The following is a 13,831-nucleotide window of genomic DNA, read 5'->3' as shown; positions in this document are numbered from 1 at the left end:
TAAATAAGAAACATCCTATTAAAAAATAGGATGTTAAATTAAAAAGATATTAGAATAATCCAGCAATTTGATTTGCTATTTGTTTTTCTAAAATTGGTGTAGCTTCTTGTAATGTTAAATTCATTTTTGTAGCTTCTGCAAATAACATAGTTTTATGTTCTATATAATTTGTCTCATATTGTTGAGCTGTAGCATTAGCCATATTTGAATTTAATTTACCAGATGCATCTGTATTTTTAATATTTCCTGAGAAAGTATTCATAAATCCAGCTTTACCAGAATCACTTACACTTGATTGTCCATTTGCTGTTGCACTTGAAGTATAAACTTTTCCATTTGCTTTTTCTCTAATTAAAATATCAACTTGCATTTGATAAATTGTGTCTTCTGTAGCTTTTGCTAATAAACCTCCAACTAATGCAGCTCCTAAACCAACACCAATTGCTTGTCCTGCTCCACCATTATTATAAGCAGAAATTCCAGCACCAGCTGCACCAGCTGCAACTGCTCCACCTGCTGCGTTATTTTCTTGTTTTTTATCACAATATAAAACATTCATCATTAAAACATAAGTTGCTTGTTCTGGATCTTCTACAATAGTGTATCCTTTTGCCTGTAGCTCAGTTAAAATACTATTTTCAAGATTTATTTTTTGCCCACTTGTGTTTTTACTTGAAACAAAAATTAATCTTTTACTTTTTGCTACAGGATTTATAAATACACTTTGTGTCATTTTTGAACTTGTTTGTAGTTCCGTTGTAGCACAACCTGAAAAAAATAATGCAGATACAGCAATACTCAATCCCAATGTTTTAATTTTATTCATTCCTTCTCCTTATAATTAATAACAAAATTATATTATCAAAATATCTCTTATATGACTCTTTTTTTTAAACTTAAAATATTTTGTAAAATTTCATTCTTTTAATGTTATATTTAATTCTCTTTAAATTCTTACAACTGCTGTTGTATAAGGATTGTATAAAACATTTGCTCCTACTTGAATTTTAACATTTCTTCTTTGTGTAAAATCTACTTCATAAGTTCCTGAATAATCAACTGAAAATTTTACGCATAAAGTTGCTGCTTGGTTTATCACACTTTGAGGAATTTCTTTTTTTGTATTTTGTACAATTACATGACAAGATGGTCTATCTTTTAAATGAAACCAAAAATCACTTGCTTTTGAATTTTCTAGTAAATAAATATTTTCCCTTTCACTAGAACCCAACATTATTTTATAACCTTCAAAAAAGAAACTTTCAAAAGATTGTGCTTTTTTTGTTTTAGTTTGATTTCTTTCTTTTTTAGGCAATAAAAATTCACACTCTTCAATTGAAGTTGCATTTTTAAGATTATTTATCAATCTTAATAAATAATCTAACTTTTCAGTTAAATTATCTTTTTCTAAAGAGATATTTGATGCTTTTTGTTTCGCTCTTTTTGCTTTTTTAAATAAATCATTTGAATATTTTGAAGCACTTGCTTTTCCTTCTAAATCAATTTCAATTTCAACGCCTTCATAATTATAAACTTTAAAACTTTTTTGATAAGGTTTAATATTATGTAAATTTGACAAAATTAAGTTTGCTTTTTCATATAAACTATTTGATTCAAATTCTAGTTCTTCTTTTTTTGGTAAAGATTCAATAGTCTTTTTTAGTTTTGTCACTTTTTTTTCAATTTGTGAAATTTTTTGTTTTTTTATATTTTCTAAATTTTCAAGTTCACTTTTTTCATAAATTTCATACAAATAATCTTCAATATTAGTAATCTCTTCCATCTTTGGAATAAAATTTTGTTTTGGAACTTCATCTAACTTATGTCCCACTTTAACAACTCTACTTGAAGAGAATTCATCAATATGTCTTAAGGCTTCAATTACTACTCTATTTTCATCTAAAATGATTATATTTGTGTGTTTTCCTGTAAACTCTAATTGTAATATTGTTGTTAATTTTTTATAAGAAGATGAAGAATTTACTTTAATATTTATAATTTTATCTTCGTTATAAAGCTCAAAATTCTCTATTTTCGAGTTGTTAAATCTTTTTTGTAAACTTACATCAAATGGCGCATTAAAATCTTTTTTAGAAGATAAAATCTTTTTATGCTTAAATATTCTTGCATTTCCTTTAGAAACATCAAAATAGACTATATTTCTATTATTAAATTCAATTATAATTAAATTATTGTCTATTCTCCTTATTGACTTGATATTTTGGGCATTTAAAGATAAATATTGTACTATTTCCTTTAATAAAAAATATTTCATTTTAGTTCACTTTTTATTTAATTTTCTAAGAGCATTTTTATATACATTAGATATAATTGTACCTAATTTTTCATTAGGGAGTATAATATGAAATTATTAAATATAATTATTGCGGGTACATTAGCACTTGGTGTTGCATCAACATCTTTATCAGCTGATGCAGTTAAAGGACAAAAACTTTTTAGTAAATTACTAAAAGAACCTTGTGGAATGACAGGAGCAAAATTTGCTGCAAAACATACACAAGAAGAGTGGAAACAAATCAAAGAATCTGGAAACTTTGAAAAAGAAGTTATTACTATTTGTCCAAATGTAAAAGCAGGAGATGTTAAAGAATCTGCAATGGAACATATTTTTGACTTTACAGTTGAATTTGCAAGTGATTCAGGAAATGTTCCTTCTTGTTAATAATATGTTTTTTCAAGAAATTATTTTAAAGGGTGAGTGAACTTACCCTTTTTTAATGCATTGTCGTAAAATTCAGAAGTCAAATATAAAAGGAATCATATGAAAAAAAATTTAATTGCAATGTCTGTGGTTGCTGCTTTAACTACAACATCATTTGCAAATGACTTAAATAAAGAAATGTACAATCAAATACAAGCATTGAAAGCTAAACTTGATGCATTAGAGAAAAAAATGGCTGAACAAGAAGCTAAACAAAAAACTCAAACACCAGCAGTTACAATAGTTGATGAAAAAAGAATTGAGAAAATTGAAAAAAAACTTGATACAGTTTCAAAAACTGCAACAGCTGCAAAAATTCAAAGTGGAAATGATAATTTAAAATGGGATGTTGATTTTAGAACACAAGTTGATAATATCCAATATAAACATGTTGATGGTTCAAAATCTAAAAATAACGCACTTCTAACAAATAGATTATGGTTAGGTATGGGATACAAGGCAGATGATAATTCATCATTCCATGGTAAATTATCTTATAACAAAGCTTTTGGAGATACAGCTGATCATAGCCAATCAAATACAAATCCAGGTTATGCAAACTTTGACTGGGTTACAAATGAAAATGCAACAGATAATAGTATAAAATTAAAAGAAGCTTATTGGTTATATCAAAAAGAAAAATTATTTGGAGCTGATATTCCATGGGCAGCATCAGTTGGAAGACGACCTTCAACAGATGGTTTACCAATCAATATTAGAAATGATCAACAACCAAACTCTCCGCTATCACATACAGTTGATGTTGAATTTGATGGTTTCTCACTTAAATTTGATACACAAAGTTTAACTGGACTTACAGGTTCTTGGTTTAAAATCTGTGGAGGAAGAGGTTTAACTAATGCTAAACCTAGATTTGATATGTCAGGTACTGCTTATGCATCTGATGATGATAAAAATGTTGATGTTGATATGTTAGGATTTATTGCCGTACCATATGATGATGGTCAATATTCTGTTCATATGCAATATTCACATGCTTGGAATTTAATTGGATTTGATGGACAATCATTAAATAATTTTAATACAGCCTACTATAATTATTCTATGAATCCAACAGATGTAAATAATGCTTATGCTTTACAAATGGCAACACCTTCATTTAAAGATGTTGGTGATATTGATTTAGCAACGGTTTTATTTAAAACTGAAGGAATTGGAAATGGTATTTCTGATTATTTAGATAATACTATTGCTTTTGCTTCATTTGCAATGAGTAAAACAAATCCAAATGATATTCCAGGTGGAATGTTAGGTTCAACTGATTCTGAAAATGGATATTCTGTTTGGTTAGGAGTAAATGCACCTTGTCCAATCGATCCAGACAATGCAAAAATAGGATTTGAATGGAATAAAGGAAGTAAATACTGGAGATCAATGACTTATGGCGAAGACACATATGCTGGAAGTAAAATTGCAACAAGAGGTCAAGCTTGGGAAGTTTATAGAACTCAAAAATTAACTAAAGCTTTAAGTTTTGGTGTTAGTTATGTATTTATGGATTATGACTACACAGGTTCAAACTCATTCTTTGGAGCTGATGGAACACCTGTAGCTATTTCTGAAGCGGCAGGAAGTGCAGTATCTGAAGCACAAGATGTTAGAGCTTATATGAGATATAAATTCTAATTTTATAAAATAAAAGAGGTTTCCTCTTTTATTTTAAATCATATTTATCAAATTTATAAATAATTTTTTCAGCTAATTCAATCATTTTTATATTTAAATTTTTAAACTCTTTATTTTTCATTTTAACTAATAAATCATCGTAAATATGTGAATAAGGATATAAAATAAAATATATATATTCTTTAGAACGAGATTCTTTATTTAATTCTTTAAACCAAAGAGCAAGAAGTGAAAAATAAAGCATTGAAGGATTAAAAGATTCATTTTCTTTCAAGTTTTTTGATATTTCTTTATTTATAAAATTGTATCCATCTAAAATAGCTTTAATTCTATAATGTTTTCTATTTTGTATATAATAATTTTCAGGAAATGTTACGTTCAAAATTTGTTTTAACATATCATTTCCAATATCATTAAAATTGTCAATAATCTCTTTATCAATACCATAATTATTAGTATCAATCTTATCTTTATATGATAAAATTAAATCTTTACAAAATAACAATAAACTTTCTGTTTTTATTTTTGATACATTTAAAATCATAGCCAATTGTAACAAAATTTCACTAAATTAAATCATATCTCATTAAGTTTAAGTCATTTTGAGGTAAAATAAACATAATTTAATAAATAATTAAGAAAAAAAGGAAATTATTGGAACCTATTGGAATATTAAAAGATGGTCAAATTTATGACCTTCAAACTGCAGACGCGCTAAATATCCAAGGAGAAGAGATAAAAGCTGATGATTCAAAAGAATCTTTAGATATTTTAAGACACTCATGTGCACACTTAATGGCTCAGGCTATCAAAGAACTTTATCCTGAGGCAAAATTCTTCGTTGGACCAGTTGTAAAAGAAGGCTTTTACTATGATTTCAAAGTAGAAAGTAAAATTTCAGATGACGATTTACCTACTATTGAAAAGAAAATGAAAGAAATTGCGGATAGAAAACTTCCTATCACAAGACATGAAACCTCAAAAGAAGAATTCTTTGAAAAGTTTAAAAATGATGAATTAAAGCAAGCCGTTCTAAAAAATATCAAAGATGAAACTTTAACAATCTATAAGCAAGGTGATTTTGAAGATTTATGTAGAGGTCCTCACTTACCAAATACAAGAATGATTAGAAGTTTCAAATTAACAAGAGTAGCTGGAGCTTATCTTGGCGGTGATGAAAAGAATGAAATGATTACGAGAATCTATGGAATTGCGTTCTTTGATAAACAAGCACTTTTTGATTATACAAGAATGCTTGAAGAAGCTAAAAAAAGAGACCATAGAAAATTAGGAACAGAATTAGAACTATTTACATTTAATGATGATGTTGGTGCTGGTCTGCCTATGTGGTTACCAAAAGGTGCAAGATTAAGAAGTAAATTAGAACACCTACTTTATAAAGCGCACAGAATTAGAGGTTATGAACCTGTTCGAGGACCTGAAATTTTAAAAGCAGAAATGTGGAAAATATCTGGTCACTATGCAAACTATAAAGAAAATATGTATTTTACTACTATTGATGATCAAGAGTATGGAATAAAACCAATGAATTGTGTTGGACATATTCAAATATTTAAAAATAATCTTGTTTCATATAAAGAACTACCAAAAAAACTTTTTGAATATGGTGTTGTTCATAGACATGAAATGAGTGGAGCTATGCATGGATTATTTAGAGTAAGAGAATTTACTCAAGATGATTCACATATATTTTGTACACAAGATCAAATAAAACAAGTTATTTTTGAAGTATTAGAGTTTGTTGATACTTTATTAAAAGTTTTTGATTTTAAATATGAAATTGAAGTTTCTACAAAACCTGAAAAAGCTATTGGTGATGATATTTTTTGGGAAAAAACTACAAAAGGTATTATGGATGCTTTAGATGAAAATAATATCTCTTATGGAATTGATGAAGGTGGTGGAGCTTTCTATGGTCCAAAAATTGATATTAAAATTCTTGATGCTATTGGAAGAAAATGGCAATGTGGTACAGTTCAAGTTGATATGAATTTACCTTCAAGATTTGAAGTTGAATATATAAATGAAAAAGGTGAAAAAGAACAACCTGTTATGATTCATAGAGCGATACTTGGTTCTTTTGAAAGATTTATTGGTATTTTAACTGAACACTGTGCGGGAGAATTTCCATTTATAATTGCTCCAACACAAGTTATTTTTGTGCCAATTGCTGATTCTCATATTGAATATGCAAAAGAATTACAAAAATGTTTATTAGAAGATGATATGGATTCTGAAATTTACAACATGAATGAAAGTTTAAATAAAAGAATTAGAATGGCAGAAAAGCAAAGAGTTCCAATGATAGTTGTTATTGGAGATGAAGAAGTTGCTAATAAATCTGTTGCATTAAGAAATAGAAGAACTAGAGAACAATCAAACATGAGCAAAGAAGAATTTATTTCAATGCTAAATGAAATCAAAAACGGGAGCAAAATTTGAGTAAAGACAAAAGAAAAGATGATGTAATCATGAATGAAATGATTACATCAAAAGAAGTTAGGTGTACAAGTGATGAGGGGACGAATTATGGAATTATTTCAACTTCTGATGCATTAAATCTTGCAGATGAAATGGGCTTAGATTTAGTTTTAGTTGCACCTGATGCAAAACCACCTGTTGCGAAAATTATGGATTATGGTAAATTTAGATACCAACAAGAAAAAAAGAAAAAAGAAGCTAAAAAGAATCAAAAAGTTATTGTAATAAAAGAGATTAAACTTTCAGTAAAAATTGCTGAAAATGATATCAATTACAAAGTTAAACATGCAAGAGAATTTTTGGATGAAGGAAATCATGTTAAATTTAGAGTTTTCTTAAAAGGTAGAGAAATGGCTAATCCTCAATCAGGAATTGATGTACTAAACAGAATTTGGCCTATGCTAGAAGACATTGCTATTATGGATAAAGAACCTAAACTTGAAGGAAGATACGTAAATCTTATGGTTCTTCCTAAAAAAGACTAAACTCACAATAAAAGAAGAAGTAAAACTCTTCTTTTCTCCCCTTAAATTTTTACATTTAAACTTAAACTAAACAAAATTTCAGTAAAATCCAAAACTTTTTCATTAATATTATGAAAATGCAAATTTATAAGGAGGATTCTTCAATGCCAAAAATGAAAACTGTTAGTGGCGCTTTAAAAAGATTTAAAGTGAAGAAAAATGGGTCAATTAAAAGAGGTTCAGCTTTTAGAAGCCATATCTTAACTAAAATGACTCAAAAAAGAAAAAGAAACCTACGAGGACCAAAAACTGTACATAGTACAGATGCTGGAAGAATACTTGTAGCATTATGTAAAGCGTAATTACTTAAAATTTAAGTAATTTTTGTCCCTCCATCAAAGATGGAAAAGTTCAGCTTATTGCTGACACCTTATTAGAAATAATGGTTAAGAAAGGAAATATATATGCCTAGAGTTAAAACTGGTGTTGTTAGAAGAAGAAGACATAAGAAAGTATTAAAAGCTGCTAGAGGATTCTTCAGTGGTAGAAGAAAACACTTTAGAAAAGCTAAGGAACAATTAGAAAGATCTTTAGTTTATGCTTTTAGAGATAGAAGACAGAAAAAAAGAGATATTAGAAAATTATGGATTATAAGAATCAATGCAGCTTGTAGATTAAATGATATTAACTACTCAAGATTCATGAACGGATTAAAATTATCTGGTTTAGAATTAGATAGAAAAATTTTAGCTGATATGGCTATGAATGATTCTGCTGCATTTGCATCATTAGTAGTTACTGCTAAAGCTGCACTAAAATAAATTTGCAAAAACATAAAAAAGGGTAGAAAGAAACTTTCTACCCTTTTTTTTATTTAAAATATTTTTTTACTTTTTTCTCAAAATTAATCTAAAAACAAACCTCGGTATTAATAACAATATATAAATAATAATTGAAAAAAATAAAGGATGTAAAAATCCAAATCCATATACAGATGAATTGGGCAATGCAAAAAAATGTTCAAGAGGATAATTTAAAAACTCTTTGTAATGCATTCCTATACTTAAGAGTATAAGAACACATAAAAAAATTGTTAATTCATTTTTCAAGAATTAACCTTATGCTTTGCCACTTAACATACCATACTGTGTCATAGGTTTTAATAAATAAACTTTTAATAACCACCAAATATATCTTTCTTGTGTTGGATCAAGAGGGAAAGATGGAGTTGGTTTTGCTGTCCAATCAAACTCAGCTAACATTACTTTTCCTATATCAGTTATTAAAGGACAAACTGTATAACCAGCATATTTTGCTGTTGGCTCTTTCCCTTCCATTACGGCAATTAAATTATCAACCAATACTTTATATTGTTTTCTTACACTTCCGCCTGTTTTACCCATAGGAACAGCGGCAATATCACCTAATGAAAAAATATTTTTATATTTTACATGTTGCAATGTTTCTTTATTAACAGGTACCCACCCTTTAGCTGAACCAATTGCAGATTTTCCTATTTCATCTGGAGCTTTTTGTGGAGGTGTAATATGTAAGAAATCAAATGGTACTTCAATGTTTTGATGTTTAGTTACCATTTCATACTCTTCTAGATCTTTATCATATGCACCTTTTTCTTGCCAGTGTTTGTCAAAAGTTGCAATTTTTTTATTTATATCAACTGCAATTAAATTGTGATTAAAATTCCATTTCATATCTCTTGCTATAAATTGTTTTTCAATTGCATCTGCATACTCTTTTACACCAAATAATTTTCCACTATCTGCATAAAATGTTAATTCGGCATTCGCTCTTGCTTTTGCTTCATTTAATCTAGCATTTGTTAAATACATAACTTTCTTTGGTGCTCCACCGCATTTTATTGCAGTATTTGGGTCAGTGAACACACCTTTTACTTTTTGTCCATCTTTTGCTTTTTGTACAAATTTTTGCATTTGTTCCCACATAGCAACAGCAGAATCAACATTATAAACAGATGTAACACCAGAATCGCCAAATACTTTTAGTATTTTAGAAGCATCTCCTGCTGTATAAGCATCTCCTATCTCTTCTAGTCCTTTAATCGCACCATAGTCTAATGCTATTCCAGCAGTTACAATTAAAAAGTCATAAGTTAGTGTTTCCCCTGATTCTAATGCAACTTTATTTGCTTCTGGATTAAAATCAATTGCTTTATCTTTTAAAAGAGTTACACCTTTTGGTAAAAAATCTTTTGTATTGTAATCAATATCTTCTTTTTTGTAAATTCCTGATGCAACTAATGTAGTCCCTGGTTGATATGTTACTGATTTTGGATTTGGTTCAACAATTGTAATATCAGGATTTGATAAATGATTAACTAATCTTGCTGCAGTTGAAATACCAGCCAATCCCCCTCCAATAATCACAATTTTCCCTGTTGCTTCACTTGCTTTTGCCTCTGTATTTGCTTCTGCATTAGTTCCTGAAAATAAATAAGCTGCTGAACCTAATCCTGCTAACTTAAAAGCTTCTCTTCTTGAAATTCCAGCTTTTTTTATCTCTGAATCAACTAGTTCTAGTGCTTCTTCTAGTTCATTTTTTGCCATTTTAATTTCCTTTTTTTTATAAAAACTATGTCTATAGAATAACAAAAAAGATATAATAAGCCACTTATATATTAGTTGTTAAAATTTATAAGAATTATTATTTTTATTTATATAAGATAATGATTTTTCATATTCATTTTTATTATTTATGTTCATAAATTCATCATCATTAGAAAAATTTATAATTTTATGTAAATTATTTTTTATCAAATAAAAAATTTTATGTATATCTTTTTTTAGCATTGTTTTAATAGTTAAACTTATATTTGATGAAAATACACCACATAAATTATGTATTTTTTCAGTTTCAGCTACACATATATCTACATCAATTGATTCATCAATAATTCTTTTTATTGAATCTATAGTTACAAATGGAGTATCAACAGTTATTATAAAAATTTTTTGATTATTTAATTTCTCAAAAATTGTATCTAATGCAAGTATTGGAGAATATATATCTTTATTTTCATCTAAAATAAGTGTTGTTTCATCAATAAAATCAAATTTATTCGTTTTTGAAGAGATATAAATATCTTTAAAATAAGGTTTTAATCTTTGGTATTGATATTCAATTATAGAATTATTATGAAGAAAAGGGAGAAGAGATTTATCTTCTCCCATTCGTGAGCTTTTACCTCCACTTAAAATTACACAAGGTATTTCAAATGGAAGTATATCCATTATAAGCTTCTTGGATCTGTTATATATCCTGAAATTGCAGATGCTGCAGCAACTGCACTATTTGCTAAATAAATTTTTGAACTTCTTGAACCCATTCTTCCAACAAAGTTTCTGTTAGTTGTAGAGATACAAACTTCTCCATCTCCTAAAATCCCCATATATCCACCTAAACATGCTCCACATGTGGGATTTGAAACAACTGCTCCAGCATCAACTAAAGTGTCAATGTAACCAAGTTTTGTTGCTTCTCTAAGAATTTTTTGAGTTCCAGGAGTTAAGATAAGTCTTACATGACGTGCTACTTTTTTACCTGCTAAAATTTCAGCAGCCATTTTAAAGTCACTTAATCTTCCATTTGTACATGATCCAATAAATACTTGATCAACTCTAATATTATCACTAACTGCTTGAGAAACTGAGTGACCATTTGATGGTAAGAAAGGATATGCAATAACTGGTTCTAATTTTGCTACATCTATTTCAATAACTTGACAATAGTTTGCATCATCATCAGAATAGTGAATTTTTGGTTCAGCTCTTAATCCACCATTTGCAGCACTTACTTTATCTAAGAATTCTTTTGTAATTTCATCATATGCAACAATACCATTTTTTGCACCTGCTTCAATAGCCATGTTACATAAAGAGAATCTATCATCCATTGATAAATATTGAATTGTATCACCAGTAAATTCTAAAGCTTTGTATAAAGCTCCATCAACACCTAAAATTCTAATAATTTCTAAAATTAAATCTTTTCCTGTAACAAATGGTGCTGGTTTACCTTTGAATACTACTTTAATTGATTCTGGAACTTTAAACCAGTTACCACCTGTAATCATTCCAAAAGAGATATCTGTACTTCCCATACCTGTTGAGAAAGCACCTAATGCACCATGAGTACATGTATGTGAATCTGCTCCAATAATAACATCACCAGGGATTACTAAACCTTTTTCTGGTAATAATGCATGCTCAATTCCCATATCTTTTTCATCAAAGAAATTTTTTAAATTGTGTTTCATTGCAAAATCTCTTGAGATTTTTGCTTGGTTAGCAGAAGCTATATCTTTTGCTGGGATAAAGTGGTCTAAAACAATTGCAAAACCATCTGGATTAGCAAGTTTTTCAAAACCACCATCTTCAAAAGCTCTAATTGAAATAGGAGTTGTAATATCATTTCCAATTACCATATCAATTGGACTTCTTACGATTTCACCTGCATATACAACTTTTCCTACATGTTCACTAAAAATTTTTTCTGTTATTGTTTGACCCATAAAATATTCCTGTCATTTTCTAAAATTTGTTGGATTATATCTAAATTTATTTTAAGCTACAAATCTAGTATTAAATCTCGTTTTTCTTCTTTTCTTCTCTTGATTGCTTAATTTGCTTGTAAATTATTATAACCACACCTAAATCTATAATAACATCTGCAAAGTTAAAAATTGCAAATTCAAACCAATGATGCCAATAAAAATAATCAACTACTCCACCATAAGTAAATCTATCAAGTATATTTGATAATCCACCTGCAAAAAGTAATGCTATTGGCACATAATACTCTTTAAAAATATCTTTATTCATAAATAAATAAATCATTGCTATTAAAACTATTGATAATTGAATATATTTCAAATAATGCTCTAAAAAAGAGAACATTGAAAATGCTACTCCATAGTTATATGCCAATTTTAAAGACATATAAGGACCATCAACATCCCAACCTAAATTTGCAAAACCATATTTAACAACTTGGTCTATTATAAATACAACTACAAATATAGTTGCTGCAATTTTTAACTCTTTTTTCATAATGCTTTTTTAAAAAATGATATTAAAGTTTGCATTCCATCTTCAACATCTTTTTTATTTTTACCTTCTAAAAGAAGTCTTATTTTATTTTCAGTTCCTGAATATCTAATCAAATCTCTTAAACCTTTATTTCTTAAAGGTTTTAAAAGTTCGTCTAAACCTTTAATTTCATTTAATGGTATTTTTTCACTAACTTTCATATTATGTAAAATTTGAGGATACAATTCAAATGGATTTAAAACTTCACTTGCTTTTTTTCCAGATTTAATAATCAATGCTAAAACTTGTAAAGCAGATGCTAATCCATCTCCTGTTTTTGCTACATCTGAAAAAATAATATGTCCACTTTGTTCACCACCAAAGTTTATGCTTTTTTCTTTCATAACTTCTAAAACATATTTATCTCCAACATTAGATCTAAATAGTTTTATTTTATGACTACCTAAATAATCTTCTAAAGCTTTATTTGACATAACAGTTGCTACACAACCATTGCCTTCTAAAAGATTTTCGTTTTTTAAATAAGCACAAAGTGCACCTATTAATTTATCACCATCGACAATTTCACCGTTTTCATCAACAACAACCAATCTATCCGCATCACCATCTAAAGCTAATCCAATATCAGCTCTATACTCTTTTACTAATTTTGCCACAGTTTCTGGATGCATTGCTCCACAATTATCATTTATATTAAATCCATTTGGTTTATTATTAATTGTTATTACATCAGCACCTAACTCTTCTAAAATTGTTGGTCCTACTTTGTATGCTGCTCCGTTTGCACAATCAAGAACAATTCTAAGACCTTTTAGAGTTAAATCTTTAGGAAAAGAACTTTTAATTGAAACAATGTATCTTCCAATAACATCATCAATTCTTTTTGATGAACCAATTTCTTTACCAGTTACTTGCTCATTTGTCATTAATTCAACATCACTAAATATTTTTTCAATCTCTTCTTCAGCAGCAATACTTAACTTATCACCATGATTGTCAAAAAATTTAATACCATTATCTTCAAAAGGATTGTGAGATGCACTTATCATAATTCCTGCATCACATCTCATACTTTCAGTTAAGTATGCAATTGCAGGTGTTGGCATTGGTCCAATTTGAATTACATCATATCCAACAGCAGTCAATCCACTTACAAGTGCATTTTCTATCATATAACCACTTCTTCTTGTATCTTTTCCTACAAGAATTTTTTTAGTTGTTGAATGCTTTCTAAAATAGATTCCAGCAGCTTTTGCTAATTTCAATACTGTAATTGCATCTAAGAAATCACCTGCCTTACCTCTAACGCCATCTGTTCCGAATAGTTTCATTAAACCTTCCTAAAATTAAACTCTCTTTAAGTTACTTTGGGTAATATTCTACCCTTAAAATTTTTACAAAGAGGTTAA

General features: G+C 28.2%; 14 protein-coding genes. 6 read left to right on the top strand and 8 right to left on the bottom strand.

Annotated elements, in window-relative coordinates; all coding sequences use genetic code 11:
- Window positions 1-49: 49 nt before the first annotated feature.
- On the bottom strand, window positions 50-826 hold the full coding sequence (locus tag ADFLV_RS01340) for a complement resistance protein TraT (RefSeq protein WP_014472989.1): 777 nt from the start codon (window positions 824-826) through the stop codon (window positions 50-52).
- A gap of 120 nt (window positions 827-946) precedes the next feature.
- Complete coding sequence (locus tag ADFLV_RS01335; protein WP_129012138.1) at window positions 947-2,275, bottom strand: NFACT RNA binding domain-containing protein; 1,329 nt, start codon at window positions 2,273-2,275, stop codon at window positions 947-949.
- 87 nt (window positions 2,276-2,362) lie between these two features.
- On the opposite strand from ADFLV_RS01335, the gene ADFLV_RS01330 reads away from it, so the two are divergent.
- On the top strand, window positions 2,363-2,683 hold the full coding sequence (locus tag ADFLV_RS01330) for a hypothetical protein (protein ID WP_014472987.1): 321 nt from the start codon (window positions 2,363-2,365) through the stop codon (window positions 2,681-2,683).
- Between the two features lie 99 nt (window positions 2,684-2,782).
- Entirely contained in the window at window positions 2,783-4,369 is a 1,587-nt protein-coding gene (locus ADFLV_RS01325) for a DUF3373 domain-containing protein (RefSeq protein WP_129012137.1), read from the top strand.
- Between the two features lie 28 nt (window positions 4,370-4,397).
- Here ADFLV_RS01325 and ADFLV_RS01320 read toward each other — a convergent pair whose 3' ends face one another.
- On the bottom strand, window positions 4,398-4,928 hold the full coding sequence (locus ADFLV_RS01320; protein WP_228712413.1) for a hypothetical protein: 531 nt from the start codon (window positions 4,926-4,928) through the stop codon (window positions 4,398-4,400).
- A 95-nt stretch (window positions 4,929-5,023) separates the two neighbouring features.
- Between ADFLV_RS01320 and thrS the strand changes: the two genes are divergently transcribed.
- The 4 genes from thrS (at window position 5,024) to rplT (ending at window position 8,156) form a co-directional block, all read left to right on the top strand.
- The gene (thrS, locus tag ADFLV_RS01315; RefSeq protein ID WP_129012136.1) at window positions 5,024-6,832 is read left to right on the top strand and encodes a threonine--tRNA ligase; all 1,809 of its coding nucleotides are present in this window, start codon (window positions 5,024-5,026) and stop codon (window positions 6,830-6,832) included.
- Entirely contained in the window at window positions 6,829-7,356 is a 528-nt protein-coding gene (gene infC / locus ADFLV_RS01310) for a translation initiation factor IF-3 (protein WP_014472983.1), read from the top strand. The genes thrS and infC overlap by 4 nt, the downstream gene beginning before the upstream one ends.
- 143 nt (window positions 7,357-7,499) lie before the next feature.
- Window positions 7,500-7,697 carry a 50S ribosomal protein L35 gene (gene rpmI / locus ADFLV_RS01305; protein ID WP_014472982.1) on the top strand — a complete coding sequence of 66 codons (198 nt, stop codon included), beginning with the start codon at window positions 7,500-7,502 and terminating at the stop codon, window positions 7,695-7,697.
- Window positions 7,698-7,799: 102 nt separating this feature from the next.
- Window positions 7,800-8,156: a 50S ribosomal protein L20 gene (rplT, locus tag ADFLV_RS01300; RefSeq protein ID WP_014472981.1), complete on the top strand. Its 357-nt coding sequence runs from the start codon at window positions 7,800-7,802 to the stop codon at window positions 8,154-8,156.
- A gap of 297 nt (window positions 8,157-8,453) precedes the next feature.
- On the opposite strand, the gene ADFLV_RS01295 is transcribed toward rplT, so the two are convergent.
- The 5 genes from ADFLV_RS01295 to glmM all read right to left on the bottom strand — a co-directional run bounded on the left by ADFLV_RS01295 (window position 8,454) and on the right by glmM (window position 13,753).
- A complete protein-coding gene (locus tag ADFLV_RS01295; protein WP_014472980.1) occupies window positions 8,454-9,920 on the bottom strand; it encodes an NAD(P)/FAD-dependent oxidoreductase in 1,467 nt (488 codons plus the stop codon).
- A gap of 78 nt (window positions 9,921-9,998) precedes the next feature.
- Complete coding sequence (gene mobA, locus ADFLV_RS01290) at window positions 9,999-10,604, bottom strand: molybdenum cofactor guanylyltransferase MobA (RefSeq protein ID WP_129012134.1); 606 nt, start codon at window positions 10,602-10,604, stop codon at window positions 9,999-10,001.
- Window positions 10,604-11,884, bottom strand: a complete 1,281-nt coding sequence (locus ADFLV_RS01285) for a 3-isopropylmalate dehydratase large subunit (RefSeq protein ID WP_014472978.1) — start codon at window positions 11,882-11,884, stop codon at window positions 10,604-10,606. The genes mobA and ADFLV_RS01285 overlap by 1 nt, the downstream gene beginning before the upstream one ends.
- Before the next feature lie 70 nt (window positions 11,885-11,954).
- The gene (lspA, locus tag ADFLV_RS01280; protein ID WP_014472977.1) at window positions 11,955-12,422 is read right to left on the bottom strand and encodes a signal peptidase II; all 468 of its coding nucleotides are present in this window, start codon (window positions 12,420-12,422) and stop codon (window positions 11,955-11,957) included.
- On the bottom strand, window positions 12,419-13,753 hold the full coding sequence (gene glmM / locus ADFLV_RS01275) for a phosphoglucosamine mutase (protein WP_129012133.1): 1,335 nt from the start codon (window positions 13,751-13,753) through the stop codon (window positions 12,419-12,421). The genes lspA and glmM overlap by 4 nt, the downstream gene beginning before the upstream one ends.
- Window positions 13,754-13,831 lie beyond the last annotated feature (78 nt).

It is taken from the genome of Arcobacter defluvii (genome assembly GCF_013201725.1).
Taxonomy (GTDB): domain Bacteria; phylum Campylobacterota; class Campylobacteria; order Campylobacterales; family Arcobacteraceae; genus Aliarcobacter; species Aliarcobacter defluvii.
This window is presented reverse-complemented; position numbering and strand designations above follow the sequence as displayed.